Source organism: Mycobacterium colombiense (assembly GCF_001672755.1).
Classification (GTDB): Bacteria; Actinomycetota; Actinomycetes; order Mycobacteriales; family Mycobacteriaceae; genus Mycobacterium; species Mycobacterium colombiense_C.
Genome location: NZ_LZKI01000115.1, coordinates 134,570 through 150,992, shown reverse-complemented (window position 1 = coordinate 150,992; position 16,423 = coordinate 134,570). Strand labels below are relative to the sequence as shown.

General features: G+C 63.9%; 16 protein-coding genes. 3 read left to right on the top strand and 13 right to left on the bottom strand.

The features are described from left to right. Window positions 1–2: 2 nt before the first annotated feature. Genes A5708_RS16000 through A5708_RS15975 form a run of 6 tightly spaced genes read right to left on the bottom strand, consistent with a single transcriptional unit; the run spans window position 3 to window position 6,515 of the window. A complete protein-coding gene (locus A5708_RS16000) occupies window positions 3–1,118 on the bottom strand; it encodes an MCE family protein (RefSeq protein ID WP_065029551.1) in 1,116 nt (371 codons plus the stop codon). Further along, window positions 1,115–2,161, bottom strand: coding sequence for an MCE family protein (locus tag A5708_RS15995; RefSeq protein WP_065029550.1), 1,047 nt, complete (start codon window positions 2,159–2,161; stop codon window positions 1,115–1,117). The genes A5708_RS16000 and A5708_RS15995 overlap by 4 nt, the downstream gene beginning before the upstream one ends. Beyond that, window positions 2,154–3,233: an MCE family protein gene (locus tag A5708_RS15990; protein ID WP_065029549.1), complete on the bottom strand. Its 1,080-nt coding sequence runs from the start codon at window positions 3,231–3,233 to the stop codon at window positions 2,154–2,156. The genes A5708_RS15995 and A5708_RS15990 overlap by 8 nt, the downstream gene beginning before the upstream one ends. Continuing rightward, a complete protein-coding gene (locus tag A5708_RS15985) occupies window positions 3,230–4,789 on the bottom strand; it encodes an MlaD family protein (protein WP_065029548.1) in 1,560 nt (519 codons plus the stop codon). Before A5708_RS15985 ends, A5708_RS15990 begins: the two co-directional genes overlap by 4 nt. Then, entirely contained in the window at window positions 4,790–5,647 is an 858-nt protein-coding gene (locus tag A5708_RS15980; RefSeq protein ID WP_065029547.1) for an ABC transporter permease, read from the bottom strand. A gap of 1 nt (window position 5,648) precedes the next feature. Continuing rightward, entirely contained in the window at window positions 5,649–6,515 is an 867-nt protein-coding gene (locus A5708_RS15975; RefSeq protein WP_065029546.1) for an MlaE family ABC transporter permease, read from the bottom strand. 336 nt (window positions 6,516–6,851) lie between these two features. Here A5708_RS15975 and A5708_RS15970 point away from each other — a divergent pair, with 336 nt between their 5' ends. Both A5708_RS15970 and A5708_RS15965 read left to right on the top strand, forming a co-directional pair. Beyond that, window positions 6,852–7,460, top strand: coding sequence for a hypothetical protein (locus A5708_RS15970; RefSeq protein ID WP_065029545.1), 609 nt, complete (start codon window positions 6,852–6,854; stop codon window positions 7,458–7,460). Continuing rightward, entirely contained in the window at window positions 7,451–8,206 is a 756-nt protein-coding gene (locus tag A5708_RS15965; RefSeq protein WP_065029544.1) for an Mce protein, read from the top strand. Before A5708_RS15970 ends, A5708_RS15965 begins: the two co-directional genes overlap by 10 nt. Window positions 8,207–8,261: 55 nt before the next feature. Here A5708_RS15965 and A5708_RS15960 read toward each other — a convergent pair whose 3' ends face one another. The 4 genes from A5708_RS15960 to A5708_RS15945 all read right to left on the bottom strand — a co-directional run bounded on the left by A5708_RS15960 (window position 8,262) and on the right by A5708_RS15945 (window position 11,103). Then, complete coding sequence (locus A5708_RS15960; RefSeq protein ID WP_065029543.1) at window positions 8,262–8,825, bottom strand: arsinothricin resistance N-acetyltransferase ArsN1 family B; 564 nt, start codon at window positions 8,823–8,825, stop codon at window positions 8,262–8,264. 42 nt (window positions 8,826–8,867) lie between these two features. Further along, on the bottom strand, window positions 8,868–9,305 hold the full coding sequence (locus tag A5708_RS15955; RefSeq protein ID WP_065029542.1) for an SgcJ/EcaC family oxidoreductase: 438 nt from the start codon (window positions 9,303–9,305) through the stop codon (window positions 8,868–8,870). A gap of 35 nt (window positions 9,306–9,340) precedes the next feature. Next, entirely contained in the window at window positions 9,341–10,069 is a 729-nt protein-coding gene (locus A5708_RS15950) for an esterase (protein WP_065029541.1), read from the bottom strand. 110 nt (window positions 10,070–10,179) lie between these two features. Further along, window positions 10,180–11,103, bottom strand: a complete 924-nt coding sequence (locus A5708_RS15945; protein WP_231117927.1) for a DMT family transporter — start codon at window positions 11,101–11,103, stop codon at window positions 10,180–10,182. A gap of 169 nt (window positions 11,104–11,272) precedes the next feature. Here A5708_RS15945 and A5708_RS15940 point away from each other — a divergent pair, with 169 nt between their 5' ends. After that, a complete protein-coding gene (locus tag A5708_RS15940) occupies window positions 11,273–12,124 on the top strand; it encodes a LysR family transcriptional regulator (RefSeq protein ID WP_065029540.1) in 852 nt (283 codons plus the stop codon). A gap of 27 nt (window positions 12,125–12,151) precedes the next feature. On the opposite strand, the gene A5708_RS15935 is transcribed toward A5708_RS15940, so the two are convergent. The 3 genes from A5708_RS15935 to A5708_RS15925 all read right to left on the bottom strand — a co-directional run bounded on the left by A5708_RS15935 (window position 12,152) and on the right by A5708_RS15925 (window position 16,160). After that, on the bottom strand, window positions 12,152–12,787 hold the full coding sequence (locus A5708_RS15935; RefSeq protein ID WP_065029539.1) for a TetR/AcrR family transcriptional regulator: 636 nt from the start codon (window positions 12,785–12,787) through the stop codon (window positions 12,152–12,154). A 62-nt stretch (window positions 12,788–12,849) separates the two neighbouring features. Further along, entirely contained in the window at window positions 12,850–15,726 is a 2,877-nt protein-coding gene (locus A5708_RS15930; RefSeq protein ID WP_065029538.1) for an RND family transporter, read from the bottom strand. Then, window positions 15,723–16,160 carry an MmpS family transport accessory protein gene (locus A5708_RS15925; protein ID WP_196772654.1) on the bottom strand — a complete coding sequence of 146 codons (438 nt, stop codon included), beginning with the start codon at window positions 16,158–16,160 and terminating at the stop codon, window positions 15,723–15,725. The genes A5708_RS15930 and A5708_RS15925 overlap by 4 nt, the downstream gene beginning before the upstream one ends. Window positions 16,161–16,423: the final 263 nt, after the last annotated feature.

Below are 16,423 nucleotides of genomic sequence, written 5' to 3'. Positions count from 1 at the left end.
CATTACTGCCCCATCGCCGAGAGACCGTCGAGGATGTAGGTCAGGCCGAAGTCGGGGCCGTAGTCCTGCAGTGTGCCCGTGCTGCAGCCGAGTTGGCGCAAGTGCATGAGATTGCAGAGCTCCTTGGCGGACTGGCTGTCGGTCAGGGCCTTGTCGAGCAGCCCGTGCACCCGTATCGCACCGTTGTTCTGATCGACGGTGTTGTACAGGTTCTCCAGCGTCATGGGGAGCACGTCCAGCATTTCGGAAACCCCGCGCTGATCCTCGACGATCGTCTTGGCGGCGGTGTCGCCGTTGCGCACCGCCTGTTTGAGGTTGTCCCGGTTCTGCTCGAGCAGTGTGGTCACTTCATCGAGGATTCTGTTGATGGTGCGGCCGGTGGTGCCGGTGCCGAGCTTCTCGTCGGCGAGCATCTGGCCGAGCTGCCGTGTCGTGGAACCGAATTGGCGCACCTTGGTGTCATTGCGTGCGGCGGCTTCGGTTATCGAGCTAAGATCGGTGATGATCGTGGTCAGCTGCTCGCGGGTGGTCCCGCCACGCTCGGAGCTGAGCCGCAGAGCGTTGGAGAGCTCGTCGAGGGCCGACAGGATTTCCTTGCCGTTGCCGTCGGTGATGGCGACGGCCGAGTCGGTCAGGTCGGCGATGGGACCGCCGCCCTTCCCGTCGCCCTTCAGCGATTTGGATACCTTGTCGAGCATGTCGAGGACGCGGTCGAACGCCACGGGCGTCTTGGTTCGGGTCAGTCCGATCGTGTCGTGGTTCTTCAGCACCGGGCCGCTCCGGTAGGGCGGGGTGAGTTCGACCTGCCGGTCGGTGAGGATGGAGGTGGTGATGGTGACCGCGTGGGCGGCGGCAGGGATTTTGACCTTCTTGTCCACCGTCAGCTCGGCCTCGACGTAGCTGCCTTTGGACGTGACCCTGCTGACCTTGCCGACCGGCATGCCGAGCACCGCGACGACGTTGCCCTCGTAAAGTCCCGCAGCGCTGTCGAATTGCGCTGTCACAGTGATGGTGTCCAGGCGTGACTTGACGTAGTGGCCGACCACCCCGATGGCGACGGCCGCCAGCGCCGCCACCGCGGCACCCACGACGATGAGTTTGCGCCTGCCGGAGATCATTTGCAGTCCTTGAAATACTGGATCATCTTGAATTCCTTGGCGCGACCGCTGATCGCACACATCCACGAATCGATCGCCAGCCCGTTCGGCAGGTTGAACTCGACGACCGGTCCGTAGCCGGTGGCGTTGGTCAGGCCGCGCAGGGCTATCGGGGCGACCTGCAGAAGATTGCGCAGCAGGTCGTCGTGCTGACCGACCATGTTCGTCAGTTCGTGCAGGTTGGCGAACAACTCGTCGAGCATCGGTCGGTTGTTGACCACGATCTTGTCGAGCTGGTCGACGAGGTCCGTCAGCCCCGCGAACATGGCATGGAAGGTGGCTTCGCGGGCGACCAGGTGCCCGAGCAGGTCCTGCCCCTGATCCATCAGGTGTCCGATGTTGGTCTGCTGGCGCCGCAGGGTATTGACTACTCGCTCAGTGCTTTTCAGTAGCGTGCCGAGCTGGCCTCGACGGTCGGCGGTGATCGTCGACAGCGTCTGTAGATTCGCGACCGCCTGCGGAATCAGTGGCGGCACCCCGCCGAGTTGCTTGCCCAGCACCCCGAGCGACTGGGCGAACTGGTCGGAATCGACTTGCTCGAACGTGGTGGTGGCGTCTTCGAGTAGCGACTGCAGGTCGTAGGGCACCTCGGTGTGCGCCAGGCCGATCGTCTTGCCCGGCAGCGAACCCGGGCCGTCAGGCACCAGCTCGAGATAGCGCGAACCGAGGATCGTCATCACCTTGATCACCGCTCGGGTGTCCTTGCCCAGCGCGACGTTGTCACGCACGCTCAACCCGGCTTCGACGTGATCGCCATCAAGCTTCATGCTGGTGACGTGTCCGACCTCGATGCCGGCGATGGTGACGAGATTTCCGGGCCGCAGCGTGGCGGCTTGCAAGAATTCAGCGGTGTAGTGGGTGTAGCCGACACCGAGCAACTTGATTCCCAATGCCGCCACGACGAGGACGGCGACCAACACCAGTCCCGCCAGCCCGAGCCAGGCCCTGTTGTACGACTCCAGCGGACGGCGCCGCGCCCACCTGGCCTTCAACGACTCAGCCATTGGCCATGTTCCTGCATCGCGGGGTATGCCACCCCAGGTTCTTGGTGGTGATCGGGTACGCGTTGCCCGGTGTGGCCGCGTTGACGATGAAGGTCGTGATGTCGTTGAGACCGGGGAAGAAACCGGCGGCGTTCAGATCGCACGCGTAGGCATTGCCGTAGGAACCCTCGCTGACGGCTCGTGCGAAGCCCTTGAGTAACAGCGGGAGGTTGTCTCCGGTGAATGCCAGCTGAGGTTCGATGCCGACCATGTGCTTGCTGAACCCGGGCTCTCGGGTGATGAGGTCGTTCAACGACGGATCCACGTCGTCGGCGATCGCCGAGAGCCGACGGGTCACCTTGGCGATCGATCCCACCGAGTCCTGTAAAGATGCACGCCGGTCGTCGAAATTGGTTACCGCATCGCGTGTTTGGTCGAGCGCGTGATCAAGGTCGTCGTCTTGGCGGGCGACGGTGTCGGTGACCTTGGTGAGGCTGCTGATGAGATCGCCCAGGGATTGATCGCGTGCGGACAACGTTCTTGTGATCGTCGAAGTCTGCTCCACCAGTAGCGGAATGGACGCCTGATCGCCCTGCAGCGACTGCAATACGCCCTTGGTCAGGTCGTCGGCGTCCTTGGCGTTGAGCAAGGTGAACAGCGGCTCGAAACCGTTGAGCAACTTGCCGACATCGAAGGACGGGTCGGTCTGCTGCACCGGTATCACGCTCCCGGCCGGGAGCGGGCCCCGGTCGCCGATCTCGCCCAGCGACAGGCCCAGATACCGCTGCCCGATGATGTTCTGGTAGGTGACCGACGCAACCGTATTGCCGTACAACTGCTGCTCGTTTTCGACGATGAACGAGACCTTCGCCAATTTGCCGGTGAGTTCCACGTTTTCGACGCGGCCGACCCGCACGCCGGCCATCCGGACGTCATCGCCGATGCGGAGCCCGTAAACGTCGGTGAACGTCGCCGCGTACCCGGTGGTCGGCCCGGCCACGTCTCGCCGAAGGGTGGCGTACACCATCCACGTCACGGCGATGGCGAGCGCCATGAACATCGACAGGCCGATCAGGGGGCCCCGCACCTTCATTTCGGCCCACCCGTCGGCTGCTGCTGGGGCTTCAGCGAGACCGCCGTACCGCGCGCGACCGGGCCGAGCAACAACTGCGTCGCCACCGACGCCGACCGTCCCTGGCCGGTGATCCAGCCCAGTTGATCCCGCTCGTGTTGGCTACCAACCGGACCGACGTTGCCGCCGTAACCCGATGGTGCGACGGCACCGGGCGGCCCCGGGCTTGGTGCCGACGGCGGACCCGCAGGGGGTGGCGCGTCGTCGGGATCGGCGGTTCCCGGCACCCGGCGAGCCGGGCCGGTCGGCCACGGCCACCACGGCAACGGCGGATTGGGGTCCTGCAGGCTCGGGTTGGGGTTGTACAGCGGCGGTCCGACGGGAACGAGGTTGTTGTCGGGCCCGATCTGGGTCCCTGGGGGCGGCGCCAGATCCGCGGGCGGGTGGTAGTTCTGCGGCAGCAGAACCTCGGGCAGGTCGGGGCGCACCGCGATCGTCGGGGCGGTATAGCAACTCGGTCCGAGCAGCTGCCCATAACGCGGGCAGTCGGCGCGCGTGTAGGTGTATGTCGGGGTGAGTGCCAGATTGACCCGCATGTTCCCGGTGTCGAGTTCGGGATCCCACACCTCTTCGAAGAACTTGTCGGACAACCGGTTCAGCCTGGTGAAGATGGGCACGAACTTGTCGCTGTGCAGCGCGAACACACCCAGGGCGGGTGTGAGGTTCTGCGTCATCTCGATCAGCTGATCGGTGTGGTTGTCGAACGCTTGCCGGCTCACCCCGAAGGTGTGGTGCGAACCGGTAACCAGAGATCGGAACTGTTCGCGCTTTTCGGCCAGGGTCTGCATCGGTCTGACCGCGTCATTCAGAACGTCGACGAGGTCGGGCGCCGTGGACTGCAGGCCCCGGGTGGCATCCAGCAGCGCGGAGACTGTGGACGGCCCGGGGTCGGTGGTAACGATGCCGTTAAGCTCATCGAGCACCCGCGTCATCTGCGCACCGGCGGTGAGCAGCGCGCCGCGCCGGTTATTGGTGGCGGCCGCGACGGCGGCCAGTATTCCCAGGCTGTGGTCTTCGCGGCCCCGGCCGGTCGAGGCGAGGATGTCACGCAGCTTGCTGATCGTGGTCTGGAAGATCACCGTCGAAAGCTGCGCGTCTTCGGGGATGCGTGCCCCGCTGCGGATGCCCGGACTCGGGCGGCCGTCGACGAGTTGCACCGACGAGACCGCGAATACGTTACTGGGCACCACACGCGCGGTCACCGCACCCGGAATGTCGCTGGCGTATTCGGGTTTGAGGTTGATGTGCACATAGTTGGGTTTGCCGTAGGCGGCCGGTATGACGTTGTCGACGGCACCGACGAGCAGCCCGTGGTATTTCACGTCGGAGCGGGCGGGCAATCCGTCGCCCACGTTCGTCAGCTCGGCGACGACGCGGATGTAATCGTTGAGCCGGCCGGTGGACTTCAGCAGGAGGCTGCCCGTGACCAGTCCCGCTATCAGCAGCACGGCGACGCCCATGGCGAGCAGCTGATGGTCTGAGGGGCCCCGCCCGTCGAAGTCCAGTGAATTCGGCATTCAGCCACCGAATCTCGCGCCGGCGTCGATACTCCACAACGCCATCGTGAGCAACATGTTGACCATGATCACCACTGTGATGCTCGCCCGCATGGCACGCCCGGCGGCCACCCCGACGCCCTCGGGGCCGCCCGAGGCATAGAAGCCGTAGTAGCACTGCACGGTCGACGAAAGCCACACGAAGACAACGCACTTGACGACCGAATAGGCGATATCCTTGGCGCTCAGCATCATGGTGAAGTAGTGCAGGTACGGACCGACGGATCCTCCGCTGATCACCTCGGCGACGACCTGACACGTCAGATAGGTCACGGCCAGGCAGGCGATGTAGAGCGGGATCACTGCGATGACGGAAGCCATGAGCCGCGTCGTGACCAGGAACGGGATCGGGCGGATGGCCAGCGATTCCAGCGCATCGATCTCTTCGGCGATGCGCATGGCACCCAGCTGCGCCGTGAACCGGCAGCCGGCCTGCATCGCGAAAGCCAGCGAAGCCATGATCGGCGCCAGTTCACGGGTGTTGACCAGCGAGGAGATGATGCCGGTGGCGGGCCCCAGGCCGAGGAGATTGAGGAAGTTGTAACCCTCCACGGCGACCAGTGCGCCCGCGGTGAACCCGAGCACCACCGCGACACCGGCCGTGCCGCCGCCGACGACGATCGAGCCGTTGCCCCACGCGATGTTCGACAGCAATCGCAGGAATTCCGTGCGGTATTGGCGCAGCACCGAGGGAACGGCGAGCACGGCCCGCCCGAAGAACACCAGCATGTGCCCCAACCGCATGGTCGGGGCGGCCGCCGCCCGATAGGCGCCGACAATCGGGCGGGCCAGCGTGGGGACGTAGACCGATGCCGTCATGTCACAGCCCCGTCCTGGGATACAGCGCGTTGTAGAGCTCACTGATCCCGACGTTGACGATCATCAGTACCAGGATCGATTCCACCACCGCGGCGTTCACCGAGTTCGCGACACCCGCCGGGCCGCCCTTGGTGAATAACCCTTTCTGGCAGGCGATTACCGCCACGATCGCGCCGTAGATCACGGCTTTGAGCAGCGCGACGATCATGTCCTCCGTGGTGGCGAACGACGCAAACGTCGCTACAAAGCTTCCCGGTGCGCCGCGCTGGAAATAGACGTTGAAGAGGTAGCTGGCCAAAAACCCTACGAAGCAGGTTATTCCGGTCAGGGCGACACCGACCATGATGGCGGCGGCGAAGCGGGGCACGACCAAGCGGCGAATCACCGAGACTCCCATGACCTCCATGGCGTCGGTCTCCTCGCGCATGGTGCGGGAGCCGAGATCTGCGGTGATGGCCGAGCCGACGGCGGATGCCATGAGCACCGCGGCCACCAGCGAAGCGGCCTGCCGGATGACCGCGAGTCCACTGGCAGCCCCGGCGAGTGACGTCGCGCCGACTTGGTTGGCCAGCAGGGCGAACTGGATGGAGAGCGTCACTCCGATCGGCAGCGCCACCAACACCGTCGGCAGCACCGCCGTGGCAGCCATGAACGCGCCCTGTCGGATGAACTCAGCCCATTGGAACCGCCCGGTGAACAGGTCGACCATGCAGTACTCGACGGTGCGTATCGCGAGGATGTACTGCTCGCCGAGGGTGTTGAGTGATGCGAGGGGGTGCCGCACGACGTATCCGGCGGACCACTCTTGGATAGTGGCCACACTGTCGGGCGCTCCGTGGTTGAGCGAGCGGTCGTCCTGGGCGGTCATCGCCGGATGCGCCCCACGGTGATCACTCGCAGGTAGCGATGTTCGTCGGTGAACGTTCGTTGTGCCCCCACGGGCGGCTATGTTAACCGCTGCTCAGCTTCTGCGGAAGGTCTCGGTTAACAGAATGGGCCTTTCCCCGCGTCCGCAAGGGGGCACACGTACGCGTTATGACTGGTGCTCATCGCACAGTTTTCCTGGTCGCGGCCGCTTGACGTCTTGTCGACTTCGCGAGAAGATCGGCTACCTAGACGCAGATGTTAATGATGATTTCGTCGATGCGGTTGGTGGTTCGGTATTCGGTGACCGCGGGATATCGTATTTCTCGGGGAAGAGCGAATGAATCTGACGAGGTTGCGGCGGGCAGGTAGCGGGCTGGCGTGCGCCGGACCGGCGCTCGTGGCCGCCATCGCACTCGCCGGGCAGGCCGCCGCCAATCCGGGTCAGCCCCCACCCCCGTTGCCGGTGTTCACGCCGACGCCCAGCGATTGGTCGCCGAATTTCGACATCTGGCCCTACAGCACATTCACGGCACGCGTGACACCGGAGATGATCGGCGGAATGTCGGACTCCTGCCAATGGTTCAAATCGCAATTCGATCCGCTGATGGGCCAGATCAACGACTTCAACCGGTACCTCGGTGACCAGCACGACGACTACTCGGTCGGTGGCGTGCAGGGGAACGCTCACGCCGTGGTCGCCAATATCGACCAGTCGACGGCCTTCCTGGCACCTCGGGTGAAGCCGCTGATCATCACCAATCAACCCGACAACTTCGGGCCGTATTCGCCGGTGTACGGCGGTGAATCGATGACGCACTTGGCATTTCAGCTGTCGCGAATCAGCGACAGCATCAAGAGAAAGGATCCGTCAGGAGTCACCCACGCGAACATCGTCTCGGCCGCCGGCTGGGCGAACGCGCTTCGTGACTCCGGCGCATGCAACTGATGAACTCTCGCCCATCGCTACGAACAGTCGGCAACCCGGGAACGTGGTTGGTGAATCGCTTCCGCCTCGCCGCGGAGGGGGTCGGAGACGAAGTGCCGCACCCTCCAGCGCCCACAACGGCAAAAGCCGATGGGGCCGAAGAAGATACGGCGCCGGACGACGCTACGCCCGACGTGGACGGTGACGACGCGGACACGGCCGTGCCGGACGAGGCGCGCGGCGAAGACGAGGCCGGCACCGACGATGTGCACTTCGATGGCCGAACGGGACGCCGAGTCAACGTCACTCGCTGGGCGGCGGCCGGCGTGTTGGCCGCGGTTCTCGCGGGTGCGGGCTACGAGGGCTGGCTGGTGTTTCAGCATCACCAGAAGGATGTCGCCGCCGCCCAGGCGCTCGAAGCCGCAAAAAAGTACATCATCACGTTGACCAGCGTGGACACCAATGCGATTGACAAGAACTTCACCGATGTGCTCGACGGCTCCACTGGTGAATTCAAGGACATGTACACCAAATCCAGTGCCCAGCTGCGTCAGACGCTCATCGACAACAAGGCAGCGGCGCATGGCAGTGTGATCGACGCCGCGGTCCAGTCTGCGACCGAAGACAAGGTGGACGTCGTGCTGTTCGTCGATCAGTCGGTGAGCAATGGGACCGCACCGGCGCCACAGCTCGACCGCAGCCGGGTCAAGATGACCATGGAAAAGGTGGACGGCCGCTGGCTGGCCAGCAAGGTCGAGCTGCCGTAAAACCGTTGTGCCACACGCGGTATGGTCAGGAGCGCCGGGCCCGTCCCCTGACCAGCTATCGGGTGTCTGCCGCGAGCGCGGCGCCGAGGGCCTGATCGGACAGTCGGGACCAGGGCAGCGGGTCGGCCGGGGCCGGGGGCGGGTCGACCAGCCGGCGATGCCACCAGCCGACATCCCACCATGTTCCGTGCTTGAAGCCCACGCCGGAAAAGACGCCTACCGGTGTGAAGCCCAGCGCTTCGTGCAGCCCTACGCTGGCGGGATTGGGTAGCGCGATGCCCGCGTAGGCGTTGATGTAGCCCTGCGCGACAAGCACATTGACCAGCGCCGCGTAGAGCCTGCGTCCGTGCCCGCGGCGGTGAATCGACTCGTCCAGGTACAGCGACACATCGACAGACCATCGGTAGGCCTCGCGCGCCCGATGCGGGCTCGCATACGCAAACCCGTTGACGCGCTCGTCATCGGTAACGACGAGCCAGGGTAAATGCGCGAGCGTTGTGGTGATCCTCGACCGCATCTCTTCGGCATCTGGGGGCGACGCCTCGAAGGAAATCGCCGTGTCGCGCACATAGGGCAGGTAGATTTCCGCCACCGCATCGGCATCCTGCGGTGTCGCCATTCGCACTCTCATGACCACACAACGCTAGTCGGGCGGCAACGGTCAGGAAAACAATTTAGCCATCAGTGCTTCAGCGACCCGCCGGTATGTGGTGTTCTGCGAAGAGGCGAGCTGCCAGCGGCCGTCTGCCCGAACGGCGACACTGGTGTTCACGCGGGCGGTGCGCCGATTACGCCGTCGCGCCCCTTTGACCACCGCCGCGTTCGCATGGACCAGCGCGACGTCGGGGGTGAGAAATCGGACCTCGATGATGTCTACGAGCAGCCGTGTTCCCTTGAGCAGCCTTCGGAACAGCCGAACATACGATGCCGCGATCGCGTCACGCCCCGTATAACGGCTGCCCAGAAAGGTGATGTAGTCGGCGTCGGCGGTGAAGACGCTGGTGTAGGCCGCTGGATCACCTGCGGCCCAACCTTTTACCTGCTCATCGATAAGGGCACGAATGGCTTGTTCATCGGCTCGCTGGTCGCCACTGGTCATGAAGCCTCCCGCAGTTGCACCACTATGGCGGCCGATTACGCGATGCCGGGACTGATCATCGAGGCGATCGTGCTGCGCGGCACCGATACTCGGGTGGCCTCCATCGCCGGCTGCAGCGCGTTTTGGTCGAAGAAGAACACGATCGCGTCGTTGGTGATCGCGAAACTCTGGTAGTTCGCCGGCTCGAGTCCGGTGGCCGGCGGTATCGATACGGCCGCCCGGTAGCGGTCGGCGAGGGTCTTCTGCACGATCGGCAAGATGGCCTGCAGCGGTTGGGTTCCCGGCTGGAACAAGGAATCGAAGGTGATCGGCTGCTGATTGGCCAGGTTGTAGTTGAAGGACTTGTACCAGACCAGAGGGTGAGCGGCGCCGAGGTTTTGATAGACCTCGGTCACCACGGACTGGGTACCCGTCGCTTGCGGACCTGAGCTGTATCGCGTGCCGGTAACCTTCAGCGCGGTAGGCGATTTCAACGTATTCAACGGCCCGCGAGCGTTGCCGAAATCGTCGTTGACCTTGGTCAGATAGCCGATCATCGCCTGCTCATCGGGGTAATTGGCCGGAAACACCATGCTGATGTCCGAGAGTGGGCCCGAGGCATCGAAATGGCACATTTGATTCGCATCTACACTCGCCGGATTGCACAGTTGCACGTCAGCGCGGGCCACCGCAGGGCCGGTGAATGCGACCGCCGTCGCAAGTACCGCCACCGTCTCCGCTACCCACCGTGATCCGATACGCCGCCCGCTGTCCGAGTCCACCATGCCTCCGTTGAATGTTCCGCAGGGTGCATTGTCACAGATCGACTGCGGCGGATGGGCGGATGGTGGACACGCCTATTGACGGGGCCTCGCGGCAGCAGGCGGGCGGGATCTCAGTGCGGTGCGTCCTGCAGTTCGACCTGCGGCAGCGTGGCGGGGGGCGTGCTCGCGCTCGCTGCTCGGCGCCGGCCGGATGCCCGGGTGTTGATCCAGCAGGCGAGTCCGCCCAGCACCAGCCCGACAGCAATGCCCTCATCGGGACGTTGGCCCAGGATGATCCACGACAGCACGCCGGCCACCGCGGGGATGACGGCGAACAGCATCGCGACCGCCGTCGCGCCGTGGGCGTTGATAGCACGCACGTAGAGACTCACCGCCAGCGTGGCGTTCAACAACACCATGCAGCTGACCGCGATCACCGCCTTGAGGCCATCGTGCACGGCAAACGGCGTGACCATCGCGAGCGCCGACGCGGGGATCAACCCAACGGCATTCTGCATGGCACTCATCACCCGGAAGTCGACACCGGTGCAGAATCGCTGTTGATAAACACCGCCCACCGAAAGGCCAAGCAGCCCAACGACAAGCAACACGATGACCGGGTCGGCGCCGCGGGTGCTCATCAGGCGGTGCGAGCAGGCGGCCAGCACCGCCACGACGCCGAGCACCAGCGCAATCACGCGCAACGGACCGAGCGGTTCCCGAAGGAACATCGCCGCCAGGATCGCGGTGGCCACCGGATTCATTGCGATCACCACCGCGCACAGCACCGCCGGCGCGCCGAGCTGAACGGCCTCGTACAGGCAGCAGAATTGCACGCCCTGGATCAGCAGGCCGGTGACCAGGACGTGGCCGAATTGCGCTCCCCGCGGCCAGCGGGCCCTGCCCAGCAGCGACCAGATCGCCAGAATCATTGCGGCCAAACTGAACCGCAGCACCAGGGCGGCCATCGGCGTCATCGCCGTTACCGCCAGCGTGCCAATGGGATATCCCAGCGCGTAAAAGAACGTCACCGCCGAGGCGGTGGTCGCAGGCATGCGCGGCAAAGACATGGCACCCATGTTCGCGTGATCGACCGACGCAGTCCAACGATTATTGGCGATCACGATTGAACGCATAGCCTTATCGGTCGTGTTACCAGGGGCGATAATCCGGGTAATAATGAGGATGATTGATTAGACGCCCTGATCGGATTACAGTGCTGCTATGGCCCAGGTGCTCGATATCGCGCCGCTGCGCAGCCTTGTCGCCGTCGCCGACTGCGGCGGTTTCCACCGTGCCGCCGCCGCTCTACACTTGAGCCAATCCGCAGTCAGCCAGCATCTGCGCCGGATCGAAGCCGTCATCGGCGAACCGATAGTGCAACGCTCGGGACGCGGGATCGTTTTCACCGATGTCGGCCACAAGACACTGCGACATGCCCGCACGATATTGGCCGCGCACGACACCGCGCTCGACGACCTGGGCGCCGCCGAACACAAGGTTCTGACCATCGGCGCCACCGAACACGGCGCCGATGTGATGCTGGCCGGCCTGTCCCGGGTGTTGCGAGAGCGACTCCCCGACCTGCGGGTGCGTTTCCGGCTGGACCGGAATGTCTCGCTGGCCGACTCGATCGATCGAGGTTCGGTAGATCTGGCCGTCATGCTGGACGGGGCGGGTCTGGACCGCGCTAACGCGTCGGGATTGGTGCGGTTGCAATGGGTTTCAGCGCGCACGCTGACGATCTCCCCGCGCGAGCCGCTGCCGCTGGTGATCTTCGCCGAGCCGTGCACATTGCGCGAGCCGGCCTTCGCAATTCTGGAAACCCACCAAATCGAGTACGAGATCACCGCCGAGTGTAGCGATTTGTCCGGCCTCTACGCGGCGGTGCGGTCGGGGCTCGGCGTGGCACTGCTGCCGATGATCGGCAAGTTCCCGGACGGCCTCGGCCCGACCGAGGGGCTGCCGTCTGCCAACAGCGCCTCGATACTGGTCCGCGGTCGTACCGGCATCGACCCCGACCTACTGGGCACCGTCGACAGCGCGGTGCGCGACTTACTAGCCGCCGCAACCTGATCCGGGCAGTCCGGCGTCGAACCGATTTCACCGCTTGCTGACGTCGCGCCCGCCGTCTGGGGTCTGCACCGCGGGGAGAATCAGCGTATCGATCACCTGCCGGATGAATTTCGCGTCGACGCTCTTTCCGCTGATAACGCGTAACAGACCCATTGCGGTCAGGACGTCGGCGACCAACGACCAGTCCCGGGTGGCTGAGATTTCGCCGCGGTCTGCGGCTCGGGCCAACACGGCCGACAGCACGCGTGTGCCCTTGAACAGGATCAGGTCGTTGAGCGCGGTGGCGAGGTCGGGATCGTGCGCGGCCTCCAAGGCAACTCGCAGCACAAGGTCATTGGTGATCAGGGAATTGTCACTGCGCTTGGCGCGCCTGACGACGGCGTCGAGGTCGCCGGCCAGACTGCCGGTGTCGGGGGCGTCGTCCTTGAGCAGGTCAGGCCGCCAGTAAATGAGGGCGTCCGTCATCAACGCGGCTTTCGATGACCACCGCCGATAGATTGCGGCCTTGCCGACGCCGGCCTGTGCCGCGATGTCGTTCATGTTCGCCGCGTCATACCCGTGCTCGGACAGCGCCGCCAAAGCGGCGTCAAGGATCGCAGGATCGCGGGATCGATCCAGGCGCCCCTCGGTGCGCTGGCGAAGTTTCGATTCAAGTTCTGCCATGGGTCCTGGTCTGTCAACTAACGATGTCGTTGTCGACAGCTTGGCAGACCCGCCGGCGTGTTTCACCTTGCCGTCAGCTGTGGGATCGGTGCGGTGTGCGCATCGTCGTCGCGATGTTCTCGATTTTTCTGCCTGGTCATCCGGATGGTGTTGATCGGCCACCAGAACCAGTGCCCGAGTGCAGCCGCGATCGACGGGGTCATGAAGGAGCGCACGATCAAGGTGTCGACCAGCAGGCCCAAGCCGATTGTGGTGCCGAGTTGTCCAATCACGCGCAGCTCGCTGACGATCATCGACGCCATGGTGAAAGCGAACACCAGCCCGGCGGCGGTGACGACCCGGCCGGAGGCTCCCATGCCGCGGATGATGCCGGTGTTGAGCCCGGCGGGGATCTCCTCCTTGAGTCGGGAGACCAGCAGCAGGTTGTAGTCCGATCCCACGGCCAGCAGGATGACGATCGACAGGGGCAGCACGATCCATTGCACGCCGAGCCCGATGAGGTCTTGCCACATCAGTACGGACAAGCCGCAGGCGGTGCCCAGGGATGCGGCCACCGTGCCGACGATGACCAACGCGGCGACGACACTGCGGGTGATGATCAACATGATCCCGAAGATCAAGATCAGGCAGGAGATGCCGGCGACCAGTAGGTCGATGATGACGCCTTCCTGCATGTCGCTGTACATCGAGGCGGTCCCGGCCAGATACACCTTCGAGCTCTCCAGCGGAGTTCCCTTGATGGCGTCGGCGACCGCGTCCTTGACGCCGGCGACGTGCTTGATTCCCTCGAACGAAGCGGGGTCGCCCTGGTGGGTGATGATGAACCGCACGGCGGTGCCGTCGGGCGACACGAACATCTTCAGGCCGCGTTCGAAGTCGGGGTTTTTGAAGACTTCCGGCGGCAGGTAGAACGAGTCGTCGTTCTTGGCTTCGTCGAAGTACTGTCCCATCAGCGTCGAGCCTTCGGCACCCTCCTGCTGGTGGGCCTGGATGCCGGCCATCGTGCTATGGGTCGACAGCATGAAGTTACGCATCGTCTTCATCGAGTCGATGGTCTTCGGGAAGTCGGCCAGCAGCTGCGGCATCAGGCGATCCATATGGTCGAGATCGATGGTGAGCCCCGATATCTGGTCGGAGAGCTCGTCGATGCCGTCGAGCGCATCGAAGAGAGAACGCATCGACCAACACACGGGGATATCGAAGCAGTGCTTTTCCCAATAGAAGTAGCTTCTGATGGGCCGGAAGAAATCATCGAAATCGGCTATGTGATCGCGCAATTCGTTGGTGGTGTCGACCATCTCGTGCGTCCTGCCGACCATGCTGTGTGTCGTCGCCGTGAGTTCTTTCATCACGCCGTACATGTGCTCCATGACGGCGATCGTTTTATCCAGCTCGTCTGCCTGCTCGAGCATGTTGGCCATCGTGTCGTTCATGAACTTCGCCGTCTGCAGTGTGCCGGAGTTCTGCATCGCGATCTGGAACGGAATCGAGCTGTGTTCGATCGGCGCACCAAGCGGCCTGGTGATCGTCTGTACGCGTTCGATACCGCGAAGGTGGAAGACGCTCTTGGCGATTCGGTCGATGACGAGCATGTCCGCCGGGTCGCGTAGGTCATGATCTGCTTCCACCATCAGCAGTTCGGGATTCATGCGGGCTTGGGAGAAGTGCCGTTCGGCCGCTGTCATCGCGACGTTGGCGGGCATATCTTTGGGCGTGAACTTCTGGTCGTCGTAGTTGGGCACATACGTCAACAGGCTGATGAATCCGATGACCGCGACAGCGGCGGTGACGACGATGATCGGCTTGGGCCAGCGCACCACTGCGGTACCCACTTTGCGCCAACCACGGACGTCGACAGCGCGTTTGGGATCGAACAAACCGAAGCGCGACCCGACCGCAAGTACCGCCGGCGCCAGCGTCAGTGCCGCGAAGACGATCACCAGCAGCGCGATGGCACACGGCAATCCCATGGTCTGGAAATACGGCAGCCGCGCGGCCGTCAGACACAGGCAGGCACCCGCGATGGTCAGGCCCGAGCCCAGGATGACATGCGACACGCCATGGTAGGCCGTGTAAAACGCCTCCTCGCGGCTCTGGCCGATCGAGCGCGCCTCGTGATAGCGGCCCAGCAGGAAGATGACATAGTCGGTTCCCGCAGCGATGCTGAGCATGGTGACCATGCTGACCGCATACGGCGTGAGGCCGATGATGTTGAGATTGCCCGCGGTCGCGGTAACGCCCTGCGCCGCAAAGAGTTCGATGCCGATCACCACCAGGCAAAGGATGGTTGTGACGATCGACCGATACACCACCAGCAGCATCACGAAGATGACGACGATGGATACCAGTGCCATCGTCGCCATGCTTTTATGGCCGACGATGCTGGTATCGGCGTTGAGCACCGTGTTACCGGCCACGTAAGCCTTGACTCCCGGTGGCGCGGGCGTGTCGGTGACGATCTTGCGGACGGCGGCGACCGACTCGTGGCTGGGAGTCGTACCTTGCGCACCATTGAGGAAGACCTGCACATAGGCCGCCTTGCCGTCCGGGCTTTGCGAGCCGGCCGCGGTCAGCGGGTCGCCCCAGAAGTCCTGGACATTCTGCACGTGCGCGCGATCGTCCTTCAACTTGCTGACGATGCGGTTGTAGAAGTCATGCGCGCTGTCGCCGAGTTTGTCTTGACCTTCCAGGACCACCATCGCCGTGGAGTCGGTATTGAACTCCTTGAACTTCTCACCGATGTGCATCATCGACTTGAACGCCGGTGCATCCCGCGGGGTCATCGGCACCGAGTGCTGGGCCGCCACGTCGTCCAGAGACGGCGACAGCACGCCCAGGGCGACGGCGATGAACAACCAGCCCAATGTGATCGGTAACGACAGGCCACGAAGCAGCCGAGGGATCCTGGGGAGCCGGGGCTGCAGCTGCGGGTTGCTCATACGGATTTCACCAAGCAGTAGATGAACGGTTGGTAGTCACTGGTTTTGCGGTCGTCACGAACCTGGTCATCGACGATCACACGACACCGAAGCGCGTGTACCTCGGTGCTGGCCTGAGCAACGATATTGGCCGACATCGACGGCAGCGTGGTCACGATGGTGAACGACCACGGTAACGGGGCTGCTTCGACGAGGTGGGGCTGACCGTTCTCGTCGAGGTAATTGGCGTTCACCGTACCGCTTGGTGAACCGGTTATCTCATACGTGATGTGCTTGGGGTGAAACGGTTTCGTGTTGTCGCCACCGCCTTCGCCGCTCGTGACGCCGCCGTGGGTGCCGAACGTGTCACGGATGCGGATCACCGCGTAGGCACCGACAGCGATCACGACGACGAGGAGCAGGGGAATCCATGCTCTGCGCGCAATGCCGAGCATCCGTTGCCTCCCTCTCACTCGTCGCGCGGCCGTGGCAGCGGCGGGGCATCCTCGCCCAAACGCCCCTGCGAACCCCCGGAAGATAGACGGAACTCAAGTTCCGTAGCCGGTCGTCGAGAACTGTACAGCATGGCTTGCCGAATCTCTCATCGGAGCCGGGGCGCGAAATGCCCCGCATTCGCATCGCGGCTTGAGTAATGCCAAAGAGGGGCGCCGCGCAGTCGGCATACGGTGGTTAAATCGCCTGCCACCAATGGTTTCCG